The sequence below is a fragment of the Vibrio sp. Y10_XG_PY6 genome, from assembly GCF_024181795.1.
GTDB classification, from domain to species: domain Bacteria; phylum Pseudomonadota; class Gammaproteobacteria; order Enterobacterales; family Vibrionaceae; genus Vibrio; species Vibrio diabolicus.
Window position 1 is genome coordinate 53,727 of sequence record NZ_JAMZAQ010000003.1, and the last position, 20,907, is coordinate 74,633.

Sequence of the window (20,907 nt, forward strand, 5' to 3'; positions counted from 1 at the left end):
TGCACAAGACAAAATATTGTCAGCAGAGATTTAAGGGTCTGTAGGCTATTTTAATGTTGTTGAACCTATCTTGGTATATATCAGTAATAATTCTGATAAATATTGCTTATTTATTCGGGTGTCTCACGCTTTAAATAATAATTCTGCGATTAAGTGAAGTTGAAGAAATAATGTCTCATCTTTTATTGGCGTATTATGTAATTGATTGCGAAATTACTAACGATTAAAAATTACATTTCTTCTGTGTAAATAATTCATGCTTATATTTTCTTGTTTGTCTTATTTTTATCTCTTGTTTTTATTATTCCTTTAAAAACAATTGTTTAAAAACTTGGCACATGGTTTGCTCCTATGGAAATACAACGTCAATAAAGGAGAATTACCATGAATAACATCGCAGCTAAAATTGTACTTACGTCAGTTCTTGCTACTTCATCTACAGCAGTCTTAGCGAGTGATAAATGGGAAAAAGAATCCATGGACGCTTGGCTAGATGGTAAAGCTGAAACGACGCTGCTGCTAAACAGTAACCTTAACTCTTTTGATATCAACACCGATGTTGAAAATCAGGTAGTTACCCTTTCTGGTTCGGTAAACAATGACCTTGAAAAATCGCTTGCCGAAGAGCTTGTAACAGGTCTTGATGGTGTGAAAGAAGTAAATAACGAATTGTCAGTGGTGAATGAAGGTAAGAAAGAAACCGATTCAGAGGCATTAGCCACACTGACCGACTCTAAAATCACGACTATAGTTAAAACGCGCCTACTGATGGATACCAATGTAAGTGGTACGGACATTGATGTAACGACGGAACGTAAAACGGTAACGTTGGCAGGTAAGGTTAATTCAGATGCGGAGCATGATCTTGCACTTTCAATTGCAAATAATACCAATGATGTAAATAAGGTGATTGATAAGCTAGAAGTGGTTCAATAATAACGAGCCGAGTGACCTAACCCAATTTTATTAGGAGGTAACACTATGGTTCGTTGGATGTTTATTTTTCTGGCTTTGGCACTGGTTTCTGCACTACTAGGTTTTACTGGTATTGCAGGGGCGGCGGCCTCTATCGCGCAAGTGATATTTTACCTATTCCTATTGTCATTAATTGTATCAATAGTGATTGTTCTGCTAGGAAGAAAAAACGTAAATAGATAGGAGATTTCATGCGACTTACGTCATTAATTTACCGTATCGCCGCAGTATTTGGTTTGGTGTTCGCACTGGCTGCTTGTAGTGAAGAAGGGCCAATGGAACAGGCAGGCAAGAAGATAGATGAAGCCGCCGAAGAAACTCAAAATGCGATTGAAGATGAGTGTGAAAATATTAAAGAGAACTTGAACGCAGAAGACCAAGATTGTTAGTCGAGTCAGGTCAGCTTTTTGTTCACAGCAATGTAAGGAAGGGCGGTCAATCACCGCCCTTCCTTTTATCCCAAGTGTTTACAATCAGATGAGGAGTCAAAGATGAAAAACATATTTGATGTACTAAAAGAGAGTCATGAAAAGCAACGCCTTTTACTCGATGCTCTGATGGAAACGTCTGGAGATTCCCCTGCACGCGAAGAGTTTTATCACAATCTTAAGGATGAACTCGAACAGCACGCCGCCGCAGAAGAGCGCTTTTTCTACGCGCCTTTAATCGAGAGTGATAAAACCATCGATCTTACTCGTCATGGCATCGCAGAGCACCACGAGATTGATAAAGTGATTGCACAGCTTGATGCAACCGACATGAGCTCGCCAGCATGGCTCAACCTCATGAAAACTTTGCGTCACAAAGTATTGCACCACCTCGAAGAAGAAGAGCAGCGTTTTTTCCAATTGGCCGGTAAGGTGATGACCGATCAGCAGAAAATGAAACTAGCGGATAGCTACGTCGAAGAAATGGCTAGCTAGGTGGAGTATTGATCCTTTTCGTGCCATTTCGGTACGGGAAGGGGCCCAATCAAAGCGTTTACCAAGCTAATTAGCCTAAACTAAAACCAGCTTATTCTCACTTTCACTAAAAAAGCGCACTCGCTGAAGGCAAGGAGAGCGAATGTTTATCATCAAATATTATATTCTTGGCGCTCTGATCAGTTTATTGGCCGCTATTTATATTCCCCAAATCATGGTTAGCCTGTTGTTCTTATGGGTATCTCTTTCTTTAGCATTAGTCAGCGTAGCCTACGTTTTCGACATTCCCTCCATTTTTAGAAAAAACCAAGACGGCAAGATTGTCAGGTGGATCCGCTGGGCATTCATCCCCTTTTTACTGGGCGCTAGAGCATATAATGCCTGGGAAAGACGGCGCGATACTGTGCCTCCGATCCAAAAAGTCAGCGATAATTTATACCTCTCCCGTCGGCTATTTCAGAGTGACTTAGATTTTCTCGAATCCAATGACATCTCTTGTATTGTCGATGTCACCGCAGAATTTGCTGGGCTTGAAAGTGCGATGACCGACAAGCAGTTTCATTACCTTTCGATTCCGGTGCTCGACCACAAAGCCCCAACGTTGGAACGCTTGCGTCATGCGATTAACTGGATTGATACGCAAATCTCGTGCTCGCGAGCTGTGGTTGTGCATTGTGCGTTAGGGCGTGGTCGATCGGTGTTTGTTGTTGCGGCGTATCTACTGAGCAAAGATCCGTCGCTGACGGTTGAATCTGTGATGAAAAAAATCAATGACGTGCGCAGTACCGCGAGATTGAATAAATTGCAGATCAAAACGTTACGAGCGATAAGTGAAAAAGGCGTACTGGGTCTGGATCAGTCCACTTGGATGGTGGTTAACCCTGTTGCAGGTGGCGGCAAATGGGAGGAAAACGAACAGCACTTGATTCGTGAACTAACCAAAAAATATCGCTTGAGTATTCATCAAACGACGACAGACCTCAGCGCCGAGCAGCTAACACAACAGGCAAAAGAAAGTGGGGCTAAGCAAATTATCGTAGCGGGTGGCGATGGCACAGTGACGGAAGTGGCGAGCCAGCTGGTAGGTACTGATATCAAACTCGGTATTGTTCCGCTCGGAACCGCCAATGCGTTATGTCATGTGCTCTATGGAGTTGGCGCAAAATTCTCACCAGTCGAAAAAGCGTGTGAAGCATTGCTAGCAGGTCACTGCCAACGTATTGATACGGCGGAGTGTAATCAGAGGCTTATATTGTTAGTCCTAGGTATTGGCCTAGAGCAGAAAATGATCGAGCATGCGCAGCGAGAAGAGAAAAACACCTTTGGACAATTGGCCTACTTAACGGGCTTTTTTAACGCGGTGGTGGCGGAAGAGACGCAGACGTTGACTGTTGCGATGGATGCGCCATTTGAAGATGGAAACCGCGAAAATGGATCACAAACGCTAGAAGTTCATAGCTTTGTCGTTGCGAACATCGCTCCTTTTAGTACGTTGCTCGCGCAAGGTGGTGGTGCTCCACAGCCTGACGATGGCAAGCTGCATATCACGTATTTAGATAACACCGAATCTTTAGGCGGACGCCTCATCGCATTGTCTGATCTGACATTAACCAGCGTAGGTGCGCAGGAGGAATCGACTCATTTTCAATACGCGACGGCTCAGAATGTCACTATTTCTGCGAACAAACCGATTGAGTATGTGATTGATGGTGAGCTTTATTCTGATGAGCAATTAGCGATTAAGCTTCGTCCAAAATCGTTGAATGTATTTGTCCCAAGCGGGAGAAGTAAATCGGCTTAGCTTTAAAAACAGATAAGCAGTGGATAACGCGCGATTTGCCTAGTGCTTTATTGCGCGCCTTTGTTTACCGGTTTAGTCATAGTTTTGAGGGAACCAATAAGGTCGCTGCGTAGGTGCAGCGGCTTTTTTATATCGGCATTTTTTGTATCTGAGAGAGCGTCTATTTATCGTTCTCGAAGTGAAAGGAAGAAGGGGGTGAGTATGACTACTCACCCTGGGGTAAGTGCTTTTCAATTTCATCGTTTTCGACTTGTAAAGCAGCTAACCAGTAAGAAACAAGCGCCGTTAAGTTGGAGTCGTCAATGGCTCTGAGTAGCGCTTTTAAATCATCTAACAACAACTTGTTCATGAAATGCATTTCTTTGTAATTACCTAGTTCGGCAACGCCGTATTCGGTGGCATTTTCCGCAATGAATTGTTCACCATCTTGGTCGAAGAACAACTTCGCCATCTTTTTGATCATCACTTTTTCTATTTTAACGAATCGATAAGCCGCTCTTGCGAGTGTCATATGCGATTGCGGATTAACGAGAGGCAAACACGTTTGGCGATGGTGTGTCATTTTTACGAGTAGCTCCCTTACTCGATTATTATCCAATGTCATACTGACCTCTTTATTTATGACTACCGTGTTGATTACTCTGTTTAGTGTTTTCTAGTTTTGGTTGTATTGAGGTGCCTGTGGTCTTATCAGAAATGGCCAAAACGAGTTGGCCATTTTCTCTGCCAGCGATTGATTGCAAAGGCGACCACTAAGGATCAGCTGATAAGGCTGATGCTGCTGAGCTTTTCTTTACAGCTTTTGATATCACTGCGAACTTTCAGTAGAACCGAATTATCCGCTTGCTCTGGGTGGCTAGTAATTAGGTTTTCAATCTCTTTGAGCACCTTGCTTTCAACACCTTCGAGCTGTTCCAAATACATGGACTCTTTGTCAGAAGACACCTCCTTCATCACATCGCTGTACACTTCACGCGCTTTAATGGTGTAGGAAACCGGAGTGTCGTCGGCAGAGTCTTCCTGGTTATTTGCCAATGTGTAGGGAGTAAGCTCAAGCACCGCTCGCTCACGTACTCTAAGCAGTTCTACCAACACATTATTCAAAGAAGTGTTGTCAATGTTCTCAATGGCCTTGTTGTAAATGTCATTTCCGCTCTCGATAAGCTCAATGATTGAGGCGATATTTTCATTTTTCATATCTCACTCCTGATTTGGTTGGTGATGGGAGTGTTTGTACGTATGGGGAACAAACACCAATGTTTCATCTTTAGTTGCAGGTTGTATGCCAAGGAATGTTATTTTTCTATTAATCAATTAGTTATGAGTTTCTTGCGCAAGAATTGGAGGGTTGCAGATGAGGCGCTAAGAAAAAATTACAAGAATGTTGGGGAAGTCTGGAAAGAATTACACGTACAGATAAGGGTTTGTCGTGAAACAAAACAAAAATCAAATAAAAACAGATGCTTATAATTTTGGCACGGATATGGCTTTGTAGTGAGTAAGTGAGTTCAAAAGTTGTTTCACTTGATTTACTACTCAACTCATCAACGGAGGCTAGTTATGGCTACAACAAAAGAAAGCACAGTAAAACCTCAAGAGCAGTTAGAAGAAGCATATCACTTGGCGGAGCAAGCCACGACGGAAGCCGTCGGCGCAATGAAAGACCAAGCTAAAGAGAAATTTGATGTGGGCGCGGAACACGTTCAGCAGGCGACCAAGTCGGCAGAGAACGTTATCAAGGAGCGTCCATTGCTGAGCATTGGTTGTGCCTTCCTTGCGGGTTGGGCGGTTTCGAAGCTGATCAAATAATCACGGTCCAACGGATTAAGCCACATAACAGAAGGCGAGGGTTCCAATGAATAACTCCGGACAAGTCACCAACCAGCAACCAGGCTCGGCCGCAGCAGACAGCGGTCGAGCCCCAAGTGGGGCACAAGAGCAGGATATCCAACAAACCATCAATGGTTTGAGCAGTATTCTTTCACAACTGGACCAATTGACTCAATCGCTGAAAGCGTGGTCGGGTTCAACGTTGGATTTGTTCCTCTTGGAGGTGAAAGTTAATGCGTCCGCAGCGCGACAGATTTTGCTGTGCACCATTGTTTTTACCTTATTGTCGGTATTGTTCGTGTTCAGTTTGTGCCTTGCTTCTGGTGTGGTGGCTTATCAGCTGACCGCTAACGTGTATGTTGCAGTGGGCGTATTTATTGCGTCCTTAGGTTTGGCATTATTGTCTTTAGCTTGGTGGCAGAAGCGTTTAGTTGGTTTCCTTGGATTCAAAAATACGACAGAACAGTTGCAGGAGGGGTGGGATGCGCTCGCTACAAAAGCTCAATCGAGCCATGCGAATCAAGCGGATGGAAGGTAAGGCATCTTTAGAGCAATGCTGCTTGTCGATGGAAATGTTCACGTTTACCACTAAGAAGTTTGTGAAAGAAAATCCTTGGACGACGCTAGGTATTAGTGCTGTCGTTGCCGTTACCGCTGCCAAAGCGGGTCGATTGTCTCGACTGACTTCCTCTATCTCTTCCATGGGGCTATTGGCGAGTAGTGTCTCCGAACTAACGGATTCGCTTGCCAAGCCAGTTAGGGCCGCGTCTTCTAACCAGTCGGGCGTAGAACAAGAGCGAAATGCTGAACCACAAGCAAGCAATACTGCTTCGACAGAAGAGACCGCGACAGAAACAGAAGTCGAGCAACCCCAATAACGGCTTTCGCCGATAATTATTCCTACCGACCTTGAGCCTTTTTATGACAGCGAAATTGAACATTCCTGCCAACACCGCGATTGGTGCAACCCTTCTTGTCTTATTGCTCGTTCCTGGGCTGTATTTTGCTAAGCCAATCTTGTTACCTATTGTGCTTAGTACCTTTATTTCTCTGTTATGCAGTCCTTTCATTAACTATCTTGAAGACAAAGGTTTACCGCGCGCGATTACCGTCGTGGTGACTCTGTCATTCTTGGTTGGTGCTTCAATTATTGGCCTTGCTGCCATGTCGGAGCCTGCCAAGCAGTGGTGGTCTGAACTGCCCAGTATCGTGAAAAATGTGTCGCAAGAAGTGAGCGAAGTGACTCAAGCCTCGGCGGATCACCTTAATACGCCGCTGAATATTGCCAGCGATATGGGTATGGATGAAGTCGGGAACAATACCGTATTTTCTTTGGTGAAGACACTCGCGACCACGACGCCGACCATTTTGACACAAGCGATGATCGTGCTGTTTATGGTGTATTTTATGCTCAATCACGGACGCAGCTTATTTCGAAAGTCAGTGTCGTACTTGCATGGGTTTGCCAAGCAGCGCCAAGCGATTGAACTGGTCAAAGCACTACAGAAAGACCTATCTCGATACATTGGTACTATCACGTTGGTGAATGCGGGACTTGGGTTGAGTGTTGGGGCGGTGTTTTTTGTTTTAGGCCTTGAGGACCCGTTCTTGTGGGGCGCGTTTGCTGGCGTGATGAATTTTGCGCCGTATCTTGGCCCAGTCATCTCCATGGTGAGTTTCGGTTTTGTGGCTTATCTACAGTTGGAGTCGGTCAGTTTTATGCTCACTGTGGTGTCTATCTATTTGTTGATCAACTTGATTGAAAGCCAGTTTGTCACGCCAACGTTATTAGGGAAAAGGTTCAACTTAAATCCGTTAGTGATCTTCGTTTGGCTCGTGTTCTGGGGTTGGCTTTGGGGCGGTATGGGGCTATTAATTGGTGTACCGCTATTGGTCTGCATTAATATTTTGGTTGAGCGTCTGGAGCTGTGTCAATCAACTCAAAGTCAACCAAGCCAAACCATCCCCGAGGATGTGGCTCCACGAGAATGACTTGGGCTACAAGCTGGCTCAACGAAAAAGTTTTTCCGCACTTACTGGCTGGCTAAAAAGATACCCTTGACCGTAAACACAGCCTTTTTCAAACAAGTAATCGGCTTGCTCCTGAGTTTCTATTCCTTCCGCTACCACTTTCAATGACAGTGTTTTGCCCATGGCGATAATCGCATTCACAATCGCATTGCTATCGCTATTGCTGGGTACATCACTGACAAACGAACGATCAATTTTCAGCTTATTGATGGGTAAACCTTTCAAATAAGACAAAGACGAATAGCCTGTGCCGAAATCATCCAGAGAAATCTCGATGCCTAACCCTCTTAGTTGATTTAACGACGCAATGGCTTGTTGAGGGTCGATCAGTAAAAAGCTCTCGGTGATCTCCAAATCCAGCCGTTGAGCAGGGAAACCAGTTTGATTGAGGATATCGCTCAATCGCTGAATGAAATTCGATTGCTGAAGCTGTAATGCCGACACATTAACCGCAATTCTGCCAAACTCAACGCCTTGTTTCAGCCAAGCATTTCCTTGCTGACAAGCGTGTAGCAAGACCCACTCGCCAATGCTTTGGATAAGCCCCGTTTTTTCTGCAATTGGAATAAAGTCGGCTGGTGGTACAAGGCCAAATTCGGGGTGCTGCCAGCGTAATAAGGTTTCAACGCCAACAATCGCATGTTGCTCCAAGTTATATTGTGGCTGGAACTCTAATCGAAGTTGCTGCTTTTCTATCGCTTGATGTAAAGCAGATTGAATGCGCACATGGGATACCGATTTATCGGTTAAATCTGGTGAGTAAAATGCGTAGCCGTTGCGCCCATTTTTCTTCGCTAAGTACATCGCCGTATCTGCGTTTTTGAGTAAGGTTTCGCTGTCTTGGCCGTCTCTTGGGTATAAGGCTATGCCAATACTGGTCGAGACGCGCAGTGAGTCGTGATTTGCCAAGTCGAACGGTTGTTGGAAAACGCTGAGAATATCGCCGACGGTTTCCAGCAAAGCCACATCACTGTGGACGTCCGGCAAAATGATCACGAACTCATCGCCGCCAATACGAGCCACATGCGCATTTAAGTGAAGAATATCTTGCAGACGGATAGCCAACTTAGACAGCAACTGATCACCACAAAAGTGACCCATGCTATCGTTGATGTGCTTGAAATGGTCGATATCCAGAAATAGGGTGGCAAACGTCTGTTGGTTCTTGTGCCCGGTTTCAATGTGTTGTTCAAGCAAGCTAAGTAAATGGGTGCGATTAGGCAGATTCGTTAACGGATCATAAAAGGCCATGCGCTGCAGTTTTTCTTCGTGCGCTTTACGCACGGAAATATCTTCAAATACACAGATGTAGTTAATGAGATGATTTTTATCGTCCATTACGGCACTAATGGTCGCTAACTGCGGGTAAATGCTGCCATCTTTCTTTCGGTTGATGAACTCGCCTTTCCATTGACCTTTGGTTTCGAGCTGATGCCACAACTGTTTATAGAAGCCTTGGTCATGATGACCTGAGCGCAGAATTCTAGGGTTCTTTCCAATCACCTCTTCAGAGCGATAGCCGGTGATTTGAGTAAAGGCTGTGTTTACATCAATGATGTTGGCATTGCGATCAGTAATGACCATGCCTTCTTGTGAGTTATTAAAAATTTTGGATGCCAATGAGAGTTGCGTTTCGACCATTTTCCGGCGTGTGATGTTGCGCGTCATGCCCAGAATGCCAATTAAGTTACCGTCATTATCACGGACAGGAGACTTAATGGTTTCTAGCCAAGTTGGGTTATTGTTTTCATCAATTTGGCGGCATTCTTCGACGATGTTCAGCGTGCCTGTCGCCACGACCAAGTTATCGGCCTCAATGAACTTCTCTGCTCGCTCGTGGCTAAACAGTGCGAAATCATCTTTGCCGATGATCTCACTATTGGTCTTTTGCCACGCATTTTCTACGCTTCGGTTGGTCATCGAATAAAGACCATCCATGCCTTTTATCCAAATATGGTCTTCAAGGCAGTCGATAAACTCTTGCAGCGTCGGTAATGGTGTGGTCGCTGCAGTTTGATGGCGTGTTCGTTCTTGCTGGTAGTGTGAGCTGACATCAAAGCTCATTCTTCCCACTAATGCACTCAGCCAAGCAGAGACTACCGTGATTTGATCGTCAGGGTGAGTCAGCGCCAATACGGCAAACAGATCGCCATTTGGTAGCCAAATTGGACCTATGCTCAAGGTTTGCTGTCCAAAGGATGTGTGGCTTATCGTCAAGTCTGTCGGTGTAAATTGAGCGGCAACTTGCACTACCACTTCGACGATAGCGCGATGATTTTGAGCCGAGGTGGACACCTCAGTTGATAGCCACTGCTGGGTATCGCTCAGAGTATAAAGTTGTCCCTGAGCTTGAGTAGCATCACAGCATTGTTGCAGAGCCTGTTGCCAGTCTGCCATCAAAGGCGAAGGAATAGCGAAGCGAAACATAATTAATAACGTGTCCTGAAGCGCCCAAAGATAGTGGTATTAGAATCTAGCTTAAGCTATTGGGCCGTGTTGGTATCGTATCCAACGCTTAGGTAATTCCCAGCAGCGTAAGGCGCTTTCTATCATTAAACTGTTAGCTATATCTCTTTTTTATCCAACTCATTGCATCGTTTATTGAGGTTTTTTGTTCATCATTGAGATGTGCTCATGGCTTTGTTTTTTTTACCCCACGATACTTGTTGGACCACTAATCCACTGATGATCAGTATTAAACCAATCAAGGTTGATGGATGAATTTCTTCACCAATGATGGTTGCCAACAGCATCAGTGAGATGAATGGCGAAGCAAAGATCAGATTACTGATGCGGGCTGTGTTTTGCGTCGATTTGAGGGCGCTTAGCCATAGGACGAAAGTGATCCCCATTTCAAATAGCCCGACATACGTCACCGCTGCCCAACCTTTAATTGAGATTGCCTGCCAGCTCGCACCTTCATAAATACTTAAACCAATGGCAAATGGAATAGCGACCAAAAAACCAAGTAATACACCAACCACAGGGTCGGCCTTATTTTTGGTGTTTAAAATCCAGTAACCAGCCCACAACAGTGTCGATAGCAGCGCCAACCCCACGCCCAGCGGGCTCTCGAATTGCATGCCGAGAACATTGCCCTGTGTGGCAATCACAATCACGCCTACATAGCTAAAACCGCAAGCGAGCCAATCCTTAGCTCGGATCTTCTGCCCTAAGAAAACAGCAGCCATTAGCGTCAAGGTAATGGCCCAGCTGTAGTTAATTGCTTGGGCTTGGGATGCAGGCAGCAAGTCATACGCTTTAAAGAGAATGACGTAATACGCCAAGGGGTTAATCAACCCAAGCAGTAGGTAATACCAAGGGTTTGAGAGGAAGGTGGCACTTAATTGGCCCAACTTGCCTTGCACACCACAGATTATCGTCAGCGCAATCGCAGAGACGATACTGGCAATGCACAGCATTTGGATTGGCGTAAATTCTGCCAACGTGAGTTTAAATGCGGTTGCAACGGTAGACCAAAGTAATACTGCTGAGAGCCCAAATCCTAGGGCGCGACGCTCGTTCATGATGCCTCTGCGTGATGATGTGCCGCTCGGTCTGGTTCATTTGAGCGGAAGAAAGAATATTATAGGAAGGCCTAGTGTATGCGAGGATTTTTCATCCAACAAACTGGACATTTATCCAGTGTCTAAATACCATTGTTATAGATACAAAACACAGGCTAACTCGCTATTATGCAATGGATTCTTGAGTACCAATCTCTCATTCTCTCTTCTCTTTGCGCTGCCACGCTTAGTGGTGTCGCCGTCGGTTGGTGGGTGAAACAGCGTTTTATCACCCAAACTCAGCTTCTCGAACAACAACTTGTTTCAGAAAAGCAGCTTCACCAACAGCAGCTTGAACAGGTTAAACAAAGCCTTGCCGATGCCCAGCAAGAGTTGGATGAATTAGATGATGAGCGCGATAAAGCCGCGTTTGAAGTACGCCAAACACATGGAAAGCTGATGGCAGCAATGGAAAAACTGCGTTACTTCGAGGCCGTAAAGCAAGAGCGCCAGCAATACTTTGATGAGCTTGGTCAGATGCGTGAGCACAAATCACGTCTAGAAACGCAACTGTGTGAGCAGCAAGCACGTCATGAGCAAATCAACCAAGCCAATGCCGAAAAACTGCAAATTCTAGAGCAAGCGGAAGCGCGCCTGAAACAGCAATTTGAGCACTTGGCCAACCAACTGTTTGAAGAAAAAACCGCGAAGGTCGACTTGCAAAACCGTCAGAGTTTGGAGGGTTTGTTGTCACCGCTCCGAGAGCAGCTAGAAGGATTCAAAAAGCACGTTAATGACAGCTTTAGCCAAGAAGCTAAAGAGCGCCATACCTTAGTGCATGAGCTGAAAAACCTGCAACGTTTGAATGAGCAAATGACGCGCGAAGCGGTTAATTTGACCCAAGCGTTGAAAGGGGACAACAAGCAGCAAGGTAACTGGGGCGAAGTGGTGCTCGCTAGGGTGCTTGCCGAGTCTGGCTTACGTGAAGGGCACGAATATCAGACTCAGGTGAATTTGCAAAATGAAGCAGGCAAGCGCTACCAACCTGATGTGATTGTTCATCTCCCACAAAACAAACAAGTGGTTGTGGATTCCAAAATGGCGCTGGTCGCCTATGAGCGCTATTTCAACGCCGAAACTGATGCCGATCGAGACCAGGCTTTGAGTGCGCACTTAGCCGCACTGCGTGCTCACATTAAGGGTTTAAGCATGAAGGACTACCACAAACTCAAAGGTATTCAGAGTTTGGACTATGTGCTGATGTTTATTCCGGTTGAGCCTGCGTTCCAAGTTGCGATTCAAGCCGATCCGAGCTTGATCAAAGACGCGATGGAGCAAAACATCATTTTGGTGAGCCCAACAACGTTGCTGGTGGCACTGCGCACCATTGATAATCTATGGCGCAATGAACGGCAGAATGAAAACGCCAAAATGATTGCGCAGCGCGCGACAAAACTCTACGACAAATTACGATTGTTTGTGGACGACATGGAAGGGCTCGGCGGTGCGCTGGATAAGGCGAATCAAAGCTATCAAGGCGCAATGAACAAGCTTGCCACAGGGCGCGGGAATGTGATTCGTCAAGCCGAAAGCTTTAAGCACCTTGGGGTTGAAATCAAACGACCAATTTCTTCTGACCTCGCACAGTTAGCGCAGAGTGATTCATTTTCAGAAAATGACCCGTTAGTAGAAAGACATCCGGCTGAGGATAAAGTAAACTAATCGCCCGCAGTGCAGTGGGCGATTTTATTTGTCAGCAAACGCCCCGCAGAGAGAAAGCGCTGCCTAAGAGGAATTAGAATGACGGACACAAGTTTGCAATCCAATACAGCGTTAGAGAATGAAACCACCCACTTTGGTTTCTCTACAGTGGCAAAAGACGAAAAAGTGACTAAGGTTGCCGAAGTATTCCACTCCGTGGCAACAAAATACGACATCATGAATGACCTGATGTCTGGTGGTATTCACCGCCTTTGGAAGCGCTTCACTATCGATTGTAGTGGTGCTCGCCCTGGCCAACGTATTCTTGACCTAGGTGGTGGTACGGGTGATTTAACGGCGAAATTCTCGCGCATTGTTGGCGATGAAGGCCATGTCATCCTCGCTGATATCAATAATTCAATGCTTAACGTTGGCCGCGATAAACTGCGCGATAACGGAATTGTGGGTAACGTGCATTACGTTCAAGCTAACGCAGAAGAACTGCCGTTCCCTGATGATTATTTTGATGTCATCACCATCAGTTTTTGTTTGCGTAATGTGACTGACAAAGACAAAGCGCTTCGTTCAATGTTCCGCGTATTGAAGCCAGGCGGCCGTCTATTGGTGCTAGAATTTTCGAAACCAGTGCTAGAGCCGTTATCGAAAGTATACGACGCATATTCATTCCACTTATTGCCGAGAATCGGTGAGCTAGTTGCGAATGACTCAGAGAGTTACCGTTACCTAGCGGAGTCAATCCGTATGCATCCAGACCAAGAAACGCTGGAAGGCATGATGCAAGACGCAGGTTTTGAAAACACCAAATACTACAACTTAACTGGTGGTATTGTGGCTTTGCATCGCGGTTATAAATTCTAAGGGTTAACGGCATGCCATTTGAACCACTTATCACCGCTGTGATTGAAACGTCACTGAATACTCTGATCAAAGACGACCCTGAATTGGGCCGCCGTTTAGCGCGTCTAAAAGGTCAAGTTATTCAAGTTCACCTGAAAGAGATCAATAAAACACTGACGTTCGTTTTTAGTCAGCAAATTGATGTGCTCGGTCATTACGAAGGACAGCCAAACTGCTACTTATCGCTCAACTTGAGCGTGTTGCCAGAGCTGCGTGACCAGGCCAACATCACTCGCCTTATTAAACAAGATAAACTTGAGCTTGAAGGCGATATTCAATTGGCGCAGAAATTCTCTCAGTTGATGGTGGATTGCAAGCCAGATGTTGAAGAGTGGTTGTCTCGCGTAACTGGCGATGTCGCTGCACATACCTTTGTGCAAGGTTCAAAAAACATAGGCAACTTCCTCGCATCTCAAGCAGAGAAACACCAGCGTCATCTTGCGCAAGTAGTAACTGAAGAGTGGAAGTTGGCACCTGCTCCTCTAGAAGTGGCGTATTTTTGCGACCAGGTTGATGAGGTTCGCAGCCAGGCTTCTCGCGTTGAAGCTCGCTTGACTGCTTTGCTGAATAAGCTGGATGCAGATAAGCCGGCATTGGAGAAACCATGACGCCAGCAGAACTAAAGCGTTTATACGACATCGCCAAAGTACAACTGGAATACGGCTTAGATGAGCTGCTTCCCGATCACCAACTGACCAAAGCTCCGTTATTACTGCGCAAAAGCCTGTTCTGGATTAAGAACAAGCATCCAGAAAAACCACTCGGTGAGCGCCTGCGTTTAGCGTTGCAAGAGCTGGGACCAGTTTGGATTAAGTTCGGTCAGATGATGTCAACGCGCCGTGACTTATTTCCTCCGCACATTGCTGATCCCCTGGCTTTGCTTCAAGACCAAGTGGCGCCATTTGATGGTGAGCTAGCAAAAAAGCAGATGGAGCAGGCATTAGGTGGCCCGTTAGAAAACTGGTTTACCGAGTTTGATATCAAACCACTGGCGTCTGCGTCGATTGCTCAGGTGCATACTGCGCGTTTAAAAGACTCTAACCAAGAAGTGGTATTAAAGGTTATCCGCCCAGATATTCGCCCGGTCATTGATTCAGATCTAAAACTGATGCACCGAATGGCGCGTATAGTCGCCGGAGCGATGCCTGAAGCACGTCGTTTAAAACCCGTTGAAGTCGTACGCGAGTACGAAAAAACCTTGCTCGACGAGCTCGATTTACGTCGTGAAGCGGCGAATGCCATTCAACTGCGTCGTAACTTCGAAGGCAGCGAAGAATTGTATGTTCCTGAAGTTTTTCCTGACTTCAGTAATGAAACTGTCATGGTTTCTGAGCGAATATATGGCATCCAAGTCTCTGATATTGAAGGCTTGGAAGCAAATGGCACCAATATGAAGTTGCTCGCGGAGCGCGGTGTGAGTGTGTTCTTCACTCAGGTGTTCCGAGACAGCTTCTTCCATGCCGATATGCATCCGGGGAACGTGTTCGTCAAACCCGAACATCCAGAGAACCCAATGTGGATCGGGCTAGATTGCGGAATCGTTGGTACACTTAATAGTGAAGACAAGCGTTATCTGGCGGAAAACTTCCTGGCGTTTTTCAATCGAGACTATCGCCGAGTGGCGGAGTTACATGTGGACTCAGGATGGGTGCCTGCCGATACCAATGTCGATGAGTTTGAGTTCGCGATTCGCATTGTGTGTGAGCCTATTTTTGCTAAGCCACTGTGCGAAATCTCCTTTGGTCATGTGTTGTTGAATTTGTTCAACACGGCACGTCGATTCAATATGGAGGTTCAGCCACAGCTTGTATTGCTGCAAAAAACGCTGCTGTACGTGGAAGGTCTTGGTAGGCAGCTGTACCCTCAGCTTGATTTGTGGGAGACCGCAAAACCATTCCTTGAAGAATGGATGATGAATCAAGTTGGGCCGCAAGCTTTGGTGAATGCAATTAAAGATCGCGCACCATTTTGGGCGGAGAAGTTACCGGAACTGCCAGAGCTGCTTTACGATAGCCTGAAACAAGGTAAAGCGATGAACCAACGCATGGATCAGCTTTACCAAGGGTATCGTCAGAGCAAGCGCCAGCAGGCGACAGGAAAGTTTTTATTTGGCGTTGGCGCCACTTTAGTCGTATGCTCGGCAATATTGGTGAACAATGCTTTTGAGCAGCTTTCGTTGGCCAGCGGTATCGCAGGTGTCACATTTTGGCTGCTTAGTTGGCGAGCTTATCGTCAATAGACGTTAAACTCTTGAAATATTTTTGTTTATTTAAAGACCCGAGGTAAAGAGAATGGGTGGTATCAGTGTTTGGCAACTTCTAATCATTGCTGTAATTGTTGTATTGCTATTCGGAACTAAGAAACTACGCGGTATCGGTGGCGATCTGGGTGGTGCCGTTAAGGGCTTCAAAAAAGCGATGAGCGAAGATGAACCTGCGAAAAATGACAAAGACGCAGACTTCGAACCAAAAAGTCTAGAAGAGCAGCAGAAAAAAGAAGCTGCTCCTGAAACGAAAAAAGACAAAGAGCAGGCGTAAAACGTGTTTGATATCGGTTTTTGGGAACTGGTATTAATATCTGTTGTTGGTCTGGTCGTTCTTGGGCCGGAGCGTTTGCCTCATGCTATTCGCAGCGTGTCTCGCTTTATCGGTGCCGCTAAGAGTATGGCAAATAGCGTCAAAGACGAATTGTCACACGAGCTGAAAGTCCAAGAGCTGCAAGAAAACTTGCGCAAAGCAGAGCAAATGGGGATGGATGATTTGTCCCCTGAGTTGAAATCTTCAGTCGAAGAATTGAAGAAGGCAGCGCAATCTGTAAATCGTCCTTACGCAAAGAACACCGATTCAGAGGCTGAGCCTGTAAAAACAGAGCCAGCAGCAGAAAAGGTAGAGAAAGCGGAAGAGAGCAAGGTTACAGCGGCAGATAAGAAAGCCGAATAGTCTCATTAGGAGGAGCTACTAGTGATTGGTAGCTCCTTTTTGATCTGGTTTTTAATAAGAGGTTTGCCATGTCTACCGTCGAGCAGACACAACCTTTAATTAGTCATTTGTTGGAGCTTCGCAACCGACTACTGCGCTCAATTTTGGCAGTGTTGGTGGTGTTTGTCGGACTAATTTATTTCTCTAACCACATTTACGAGTTTGTTTCCGCACCTTTAGTAGAGCGTCTACCTGAAGGCGCAACCATGATTGCTACGGATGTGGCTTCACCCTTTTTCACGCCACTGAAGTTGACGTTAATCGCTTCGGTATTTATTGCGGTGCCGTTTATTTTGTATCAAGTTTGGGCCTTTGTTGCTCCTGGCTTATACAAACATGAGCGTCGTTTGATTATGCCGTTGCTGTTTTCCAGCTCACTGCTGTTTTATTGCGGTGTGGCATTTGCGTATTTTGTGGTGTTTCCACTAGTGTTTGGCTTCTTTACTGCTATCTCATTGGGTGGTGTAGAGTTTGCGACCGACATTTCTAGCTATCTCGATTTTGTACTGGCGCTATTTATGGCGTTTGGTATCGCATTCGAGGTGCCTGTTGCGATTATTTTGTTGTGTTGGACTGGGGCCACCACACCAGAAGATCTAAGACAGAAACGGCCTTATATCATTGTGGCGGCGTTTGTCGTAGGTATGGTGTTAACGCCACCAGACATGATCTCGCAAACCTTACTCGCTATTCCGATGTGTTTACTGTTTGAAGTCGGTTTGTTCTTTGCGCGTTTTTATACGCGTCGAGGCGAAGAGGCGGAAGCGGAAACCGAAGAATAAGTTTACTGTAGATGTAAAAAGCGGCTCAATTGAGCCGCTTTTTTTGCGGTTGGTTTGTTTCTTGGGCTAACTACTTAACTTTCATGACGTAACCACACTTTGTGCATACGTATACTTCCTTGATGCCCAGCAGCTTTTGAAAAAAACTGCGCGGTACGCGTTGTAAGTAAGCACCATGTGTACACACTTCAACTTCCATATTCATGCTGTTTTACATTTGTGCTAATTAATGGGCATAAAGCAGTATAGAAAAAGAATATGTCTAATTGTCGACCGTTTTGCAAAACAGACGAAGTAAAGTGGCGATATGAGAGGTAAGTAGAGTTGCTAGTTAATTATTATGTTTATCAATAACTTTGTGTGGGTTGTTCTATTATTTCAATAGGTTGAATCATTCATTCAATAGTTTAGGTAATAAAAAAGCGACGTTGGTTTCGTCGCTTTTTTCAATTTTCGTGAATTAAATATTAAACAGCTTTTTGGCATTTTCAGTCGTTATGGCATCGATAGTTGCGACATCGACATCACGCAAGTCGGCAACACGTTGTGCAACGAGAGAAGTGTAGGCTGGTTCATTACGCTTACCACGGTGCGGTACTGGCGCTAAGTATGGACAATCGGTTTCTAAAATGACCCACTGCATATCCAAATGTGGAATGACTTTATCCATCCCGCCATTCTTAAAGGTCGATACGCCACCCAAGCCTAAGTGGAAGCCTAGCTCATTGATTGCTTGCGCTTCTTCTAAGCTGCCTCCAAAACAGTGGAATACACCACGCAGACGACCATCTTGCTCTTGTCTTAGCAAGGTGAGTGTTTCTTCAATCGAATCACGAGTGTGGATAACGACTGGTAAATCCATCTCTTTTGCCCAGTTTAGCTGAGTCACGAATGCCATCTCTTGCTCGGCGCGATAGGTTTTGTCCCAATACAGGTCGATACCAATTTCGCCCACCGCAATAAACTTGTGTTTCTCAAACCAGCCGCGGATGATTTCCAACGTTTGCTCAACGTTGTTATCCACATAGCAAGGGTGGAGTCCCATCATTGAGTGGCACACGTCAGGATATGCCGCTTCGGTTTGTAGCATGGGCTCAATAGAGTCCAGATCGATGTTTGGCAACAGGATCTTATTAATGCCTTGCGCTAAGGCGCGTTGTACTACTTCATCGCGGTCGTTATCAAATTCGCTGGCATAGATGTGCGCGTGGGTATCGATCATCGTTACTCTCTGTGCTTCATGATTGGTTTCGTATTCGAAGTATACTTGAGTGTGAGTGCTGGGTCATTTTCAGTTTTTTTCATTACCTTTTTCCAGATTGTCACTCGCAACATGCATCAAGAGTGATATGATTTTGTTCACCAGATGATTTGATCATCATAACCGTCCAGACAAGGAGAAAATGGTGTCTGTATCAATTCAAGGTCCATTCCCTGCACGCCGTATGCGTCGTTTACGTAAGCACGATTTTAGTCGTCGTTTGATGGCTGAGAACCAACTTTCTGTTAATGATCTGATTTACCCAATGTTCATCCTAATGGGTAAAGATCGTCGTGAGAGCGTGGAGTCCATGCCGGGTGTAGAGCGTTTGTCGATTGATTTAATGCTAGAAGAAGCGCAATACCTTGCAAATCTAGGCGTTCCAGCAATCGCGCTTTTCCCTGTCGTAAACCAAGACGCTAAAAGCTTATGTGCTACTGAAGCCTACAACCCAGAAGGTTTGGTCCAGCGAGCAGTACGTGCGCTTAAAGAACATATTCCTCAAATCGGTGTGATCACAGACGTGGCACTTGACCCATTCACGACGCACGGCCAAGACGGCATCATCGATGAAGATGGCTACGTAATGAATGATGAAACCACGGAAGTACTGGTTAAGCAGGCTTTGTCTCATGCAGAAGCGGGTGCTGACGTAGTCGCGCCTTCAGACATGATGGATGGCCGTATTGGTAAGATCCGCGAAGCATTAGAAAATGCGGGCTACATTCATACACAAATCATGGCTTACTCGGCTAAGTACGCGTCGAACTACTACGGACCATTCCGTGATGCGGTTGGCTCTTCTTCAAATCTAAAAGGCGGCAACAAGAAAAACTACCAAATGGACCCAGCAAACATTGACGAAGCGATTCACGAAGTGGCGCTAGACATCAATGAAGGTGCGGACATGGTGATGGTTAAACCTGGTATGCCATACTTAGATGTAGTTCGCCGAGTAAAAACTGAACTTCAAGTACCGACATTTGCTTATCAAGTATCTGGCGAGTACGCGATGCATAAAGCGGCGATCATGAATGGCTGGCTCAAAGAGCGCGAAATTGTGATGGAATCACTACTATGCTTCAAACGTGCAGGTGCTGACGGCATCTTAACGTACTTTGCGAAAGATGTGGCTGAGTGGTTGGCAGAAGAGAATGCACAAACTGCTCAACACCTAAATCGTACTCCGGAAGCGACTGAAGAGTAATTATCGCTCAGTGAGAAACACCAGACCAACAAGAGTTGTTCGTCTGTATATACCCAAGTAACCTCAGGCGGATTACAACAGTAACAATCCAAGGTGCTTGGGTATTTTTATTTTGGAGAAGAGAACAATGACAATGCTGATTCGTGAAGGCACATTGGAAGAAGCACTTCAAGTTGTGGCACGTGTTACCGAATTTTCGAAAGGAGAAACGGTAGACTCCATGACTCAACGTTTAGAAGAGAAAAACAGTTTAATCCTCGTTGCAGAAAAAAATGGCACGATTGTCGGCTTCAAAATAGGTTACGAATTAGAGGATGGTGTTTTCTATAGCTGGTTGGGTGGTGTTGTTCCTGAGGCTCGAAATGAAGGCGTGGCACAATTGCTTTTGGAAGCACAAGAAGATTGGGCGGCTGAGCAAGGCTATAACACGTTAAAAGTGAAATCTCGAAATCAGTTTCCTGCTATGCTTCGATTGTTATTGAGGAATGGCTATATCATTGAAAAATTTGAAGAAAAAATTAATCTTCGTGAATCTCGAGTTCATTTCATTAAAGCGATGTGAAAATAAATGAGATTTTTTCTCATTTAACTGTTGACTACGAAATGAGAATCATTATTATTAAACCTGTCTTAGGGAATGAGGAAGAGTTCACAAGGACGTTGAATGACTTATTAACAGAAGTTGATTAACTGAAAGTTGAGAAGTGATGAAACATTTTTCCGAGAACTTGCACGAATTCTTTTTGACACGACATTGCTCACATTGCTTCCAGTGTAATTTATAGCTTCTTGGTTAAGCTGCTCTATTTACAGAATTTGCTTTACCACTTCTGCTAGGCGACCCCATTCGGGTCGCTTTTTTCTTTTCTACGATTTCTATTTGACGTCACTATTCGTATTTTTTCCACACACGATGATCATTTAAGGATCGTTGATCTTCTCGCCGTTTTATAAAATAAACTTTTAAAAACAATAGCTTAACGTACATGCTTTT

Annotated in this window: 23 protein-coding genes; 18 read left to right on the top strand and 5 right to left on the bottom strand. The window is 45.2% G+C overall.

The window, feature by feature from the left end; all coding sequences use genetic code 11:
- The first annotated feature begins 384 nt into the window (after positions 1-384).
- The 5 genes from NL644_RS16295 (at position 385) to NL644_RS16315 (ending at position 3,699) form a co-directional block, all read left to right on the top strand.
- The gene (locus tag NL644_RS16295; protein WP_047009372.1) at positions 385-936 is read left to right on the top strand and encodes a BON domain-containing protein; all 552 of its coding nucleotides are present in this window, start codon (positions 385-387) and stop codon (positions 934-936) included.
- Positions 937-981: 45 nt separating this feature from the next.
- Complete coding sequence (locus NL644_RS16300; protein WP_012841233.1) at positions 982-1,158, top strand: DUF1328 family protein; 177 nt, start codon at positions 982-984, stop codon at positions 1,156-1,158.
- 8 nt (positions 1,159-1,166) lie between these two features.
- Positions 1,167-1,364 carry a hypothetical protein gene (locus tag NL644_RS16305; RefSeq protein WP_048624594.1) on the top strand — a complete coding sequence of 66 codons (198 nt, stop codon included), beginning with the start codon at positions 1,167-1,169 and terminating at the stop codon, positions 1,362-1,364.
- A gap of 102 nt (positions 1,365-1,466) precedes the next feature.
- Positions 1,467-1,898 (top strand): hemerythrin domain-containing protein, encoded by a 432-nt coding sequence (locus NL644_RS16310; protein ID WP_005394414.1) that lies wholly within the window; start codon positions 1,467-1,469, stop codon positions 1,896-1,898.
- Positions 1,899-2,040: 142 nt separating this feature from the next.
- A complete protein-coding gene (locus tag NL644_RS16315; protein WP_114323024.1) occupies positions 2,041-3,699 on the top strand; it encodes a diacylglycerol kinase family protein in 1,659 nt (552 codons plus the stop codon).
- Positions 3,700-3,904: 205 nt separating this feature from the next.
- Here the strand turns inward: NL644_RS16315 and NL644_RS16320 are convergent, their stop codons facing one another.
- A complete protein-coding gene (locus NL644_RS16320; protein ID WP_114323025.1) occupies positions 3,905-4,303 on the bottom strand; it encodes a hypothetical protein in 399 nt (132 codons plus the stop codon).
- Positions 4,304-4,458: 155 nt separating this feature from the next.
- Positions 4,459-4,896 (bottom strand): DUF2383 domain-containing protein, encoded by a 438-nt coding sequence (locus NL644_RS16325; protein ID WP_005394423.1) that lies wholly within the window; start codon positions 4,894-4,896, stop codon positions 4,459-4,461.
- Positions 4,897-5,259: 363 nt separating this feature from the next.
- Between NL644_RS16325 and NL644_RS16330 the strand changes: the two genes are divergently transcribed.
- The 4 genes from NL644_RS16330 to NL644_RS16345 are packed head-to-tail and all read left to right on the top strand — an operon-like array spanning position 5,260 to position 7,521.
- Positions 5,260-5,508, top strand: coding sequence for a hypothetical protein (locus NL644_RS16330; protein ID WP_005394426.1), 249 nt, complete (start codon positions 5,260-5,262; stop codon positions 5,506-5,508).
- 46 nt (positions 5,509-5,554) lie between these two features.
- On the top strand, positions 5,555-6,067 hold the full coding sequence (locus NL644_RS16335; RefSeq protein WP_005394427.1) for a hypothetical protein: 513 nt from the start codon (positions 5,555-5,557) through the stop codon (positions 6,065-6,067).
- On the top strand, positions 6,012-6,407 hold the full coding sequence (locus NL644_RS16340; protein ID WP_239073774.1) for a hypothetical protein: 396 nt from the start codon (positions 6,012-6,014) through the stop codon (positions 6,405-6,407). The genes NL644_RS16335 and NL644_RS16340 overlap by 56 nt, the downstream gene beginning before the upstream one ends.
- A gap of 43 nt (positions 6,408-6,450) precedes the next feature.
- Positions 6,451-7,521 carry an AI-2E family transporter gene (locus NL644_RS16345; RefSeq protein WP_005394430.1) on the top strand — a complete coding sequence of 357 codons (1,071 nt, stop codon included), beginning with the start codon at positions 6,451-6,453 and terminating at the stop codon, positions 7,519-7,521.
- Positions 7,522-7,539: 18 nt separating this feature from the next.
- Here NL644_RS16345 and NL644_RS16350 read toward each other — a convergent pair whose 3' ends face one another.
- Together NL644_RS16350 and NL644_RS16355 are read right to left on the bottom strand one after the other, a co-directional pair.
- Entirely contained in the window at positions 7,540-9,987 is a 2,448-nt protein-coding gene (locus NL644_RS16350; protein WP_114323026.1) for a bifunctional diguanylate cyclase/phosphodiesterase, read from the bottom strand.
- 191 nt (positions 9,988-10,178) lie between these two features.
- Complete coding sequence (locus tag NL644_RS16355; protein WP_109168667.1) at positions 10,179-11,087, bottom strand: DMT family transporter; 909 nt, start codon at positions 11,085-11,087, stop codon at positions 10,179-10,181.
- A 168-nt stretch (positions 11,088-11,255) separates the two neighbouring features.
- On the opposite strand from NL644_RS16355, the gene rmuC reads away from it, so the two are divergent.
- From rmuC to tatC, 7 genes are all read left to right on the top strand, one after another.
- Positions 11,256-12,788 (top strand): DNA recombination protein RmuC, encoded by a 1,533-nt coding sequence (gene rmuC, locus NL644_RS16360; RefSeq protein WP_253658637.1) that lies wholly within the window; start codon positions 11,256-11,258, stop codon positions 12,786-12,788.
- Between the two features lie 78 nt (positions 12,789-12,866).
- Complete coding sequence (ubiE, locus tag NL644_RS16365) at positions 12,867-13,646, top strand: bifunctional demethylmenaquinone methyltransferase/2-methoxy-6-polyprenyl-1,4-benzoquinol methylase UbiE (protein WP_005379210.1); 780 nt, start codon at positions 12,867-12,869, stop codon at positions 13,644-13,646.
- Positions 13,647-13,657: 11 nt separating this feature from the next.
- Positions 13,658-14,293 (top strand): SCP2 domain-containing protein, encoded by a 636-nt coding sequence (locus NL644_RS16370; RefSeq protein ID WP_114323028.1) that lies wholly within the window; start codon positions 13,658-13,660, stop codon positions 14,291-14,293.
- Positions 14,290-15,924, top strand: a complete 1,635-nt coding sequence (gene ubiB / locus NL644_RS16375) for a ubiquinone biosynthesis regulatory protein kinase UbiB (protein ID WP_253658638.1) — start codon at positions 14,290-14,292, stop codon at positions 15,922-15,924. Before NL644_RS16370 ends, ubiB begins: the two co-directional genes overlap by 4 nt.
- Positions 15,925-15,976: 52 nt before the next feature.
- A complete protein-coding gene (gene tatA, locus NL644_RS16380; protein ID WP_005382958.1) occupies positions 15,977-16,222 on the top strand; it encodes a Sec-independent protein translocase subunit TatA in 246 nt (81 codons plus the stop codon).
- Between the two features lie 3 nt (positions 16,223-16,225).
- Positions 16,226-16,624 (top strand): Sec-independent protein translocase protein TatB, encoded by a 399-nt coding sequence (gene tatB, locus NL644_RS16385; RefSeq protein WP_005382959.1) that lies wholly within the window; start codon positions 16,226-16,228, stop codon positions 16,622-16,624.
- A gap of 68 nt (positions 16,625-16,692) precedes the next feature.
- The gene (gene tatC / locus NL644_RS16390; protein WP_005394442.1) at positions 16,693-17,445 is read left to right on the top strand and encodes a twin-arginine translocase subunit TatC; all 753 of its coding nucleotides are present in this window, start codon (positions 16,693-16,695) and stop codon (positions 17,443-17,445) included.
- 460 nt (positions 17,446-17,905) lie between these two features.
- On the opposite strand, the gene NL644_RS16395 is transcribed toward tatC, so the two are convergent.
- Positions 17,906-18,667 (bottom strand): TatD family hydrolase, encoded by a 762-nt coding sequence (locus NL644_RS16395; protein ID WP_006741775.1) that lies wholly within the window; start codon positions 18,665-18,667, stop codon positions 17,906-17,908.
- A gap of 184 nt (positions 18,668-18,851) precedes the next feature.
- On the opposite strand from NL644_RS16395, the gene hemB reads away from it, so the two are divergent.
- Both hemB and NL644_RS16405 read left to right on the top strand, forming a co-directional pair.
- A complete protein-coding gene (gene hemB / locus NL644_RS16400; RefSeq protein WP_031777176.1) occupies positions 18,852-19,913 on the top strand; it encodes a porphobilinogen synthase in 1,062 nt (353 codons plus the stop codon).
- A gap of 127 nt (positions 19,914-20,040) precedes the next feature.
- Positions 20,041-20,475, top strand: coding sequence for a GNAT family N-acetyltransferase (locus NL644_RS16405; protein WP_012841227.1), 435 nt, complete (start codon positions 20,041-20,043; stop codon positions 20,473-20,475).
- The last annotated feature ends 432 nt before the right edge of the window (positions 20,476-20,907 follow it).

Bases quoted from the DNA above. Each gene is read 5' to 3' on its own strand.
- NL644_RS16295 (WP_047009372.1), top strand. From the start codon at position 385: ATGAATAACATCGCAGCTAAAATTGTACTTACGTCAGTTCTTGCTACT.
- NL644_RS16300 (WP_012841233.1), top strand. From the start codon at position 982: ATGGTTCGTTGGATGTTTATTTTTCTGGCTTTGGCACTGGTTTCTGCA.
- NL644_RS16305 (WP_048624594.1), top strand. From the start codon at position 1,167: ATGCGACTTACGTCATTAATTTACCGTATCGCCGCAGTATTTGGTTTG.
- NL644_RS16310 (WP_005394414.1), top strand. From the start codon at position 1,467: ATGAAAAACATATTTGATGTACTAAAAGAGAGTCATGAAAAGCAACGC.
- NL644_RS16315 (WP_114323024.1), top strand. From the start codon at position 2,041: ATGTTTATCATCAAATATTATATTCTTGGCGCTCTGATCAGTTTATTG.
- NL644_RS16320 (WP_114323025.1), bottom strand. From the start codon at position 4,303: ATGACATTGGATAATAATCGAGTAAGGGAGCTACTCGTAAAAATGACA.
- NL644_RS16325 (WP_005394423.1), bottom strand. From the start codon at position 4,896: ATGAAAAATGAAAATATCGCCTCAATCATTGAGCTTATCGAGAGCGGA.
- NL644_RS16330 (WP_005394426.1), top strand. From the start codon at position 5,260: ATGGCTACAACAAAAGAAAGCACAGTAAAACCTCAAGAGCAGTTAGAA.
- NL644_RS16335 (WP_005394427.1), top strand. From the start codon at position 5,555: ATGAATAACTCCGGACAAGTCACCAACCAGCAACCAGGCTCGGCCGCA.
- NL644_RS16340 (WP_239073774.1), top strand. From the start codon at position 6,012: ATGCGCTCGCTACAAAAGCTCAATCGAGCCATGCGAATCAAGCGGATG.
- NL644_RS16345 (WP_005394430.1), top strand. From the start codon at position 6,451: ATGACAGCGAAATTGAACATTCCTGCCAACACCGCGATTGGTGCAACC.
- NL644_RS16350 (WP_114323026.1), bottom strand. From the start codon at position 9,987: ATGTTTCGCTTCGCTATTCCTTCGCCTTTGATGGCAGACTGGCAACAG.
- NL644_RS16355 (WP_109168667.1), bottom strand. From the start codon at position 11,087: ATGAACGAGCGTCGCGCCCTAGGATTTGGGCTCTCAGCAGTATTACTT.
- rmuC (WP_253658637.1), top strand. From the start codon at position 11,256: ATGCAATGGATTCTTGAGTACCAATCTCTCATTCTCTCTTCTCTTTGC.
- ubiE (WP_005379210.1), top strand. From the start codon at position 12,867: ATGACGGACACAAGTTTGCAATCCAATACAGCGTTAGAGAATGAAACC.
- NL644_RS16370 (WP_114323028.1), top strand. From the start codon at position 13,658: ATGCCATTTGAACCACTTATCACCGCTGTGATTGAAACGTCACTGAAT.
- ubiB (WP_253658638.1), top strand. From the start codon at position 14,290: ATGACGCCAGCAGAACTAAAGCGTTTATACGACATCGCCAAAGTACAA.
- tatA (WP_005382958.1), top strand. From the start codon at position 15,977: ATGGGTGGTATCAGTGTTTGGCAACTTCTAATCATTGCTGTAATTGTT.
- tatC (WP_005394442.1), top strand. From the start codon at position 16,693: ATGTCTACCGTCGAGCAGACACAACCTTTAATTAGTCATTTGTTGGAG.
- NL644_RS16395 (WP_006741775.1), bottom strand. From the start codon at position 18,667: ATGATCGATACCCACGCGCACATCTATGCCAGCGAATTTGATAACGAC.
- NL644_RS16405 (WP_012841227.1), top strand. From the start codon at position 20,041: ATGACAATGCTGATTCGTGAAGGCACATTGGAAGAAGCACTTCAAGTT.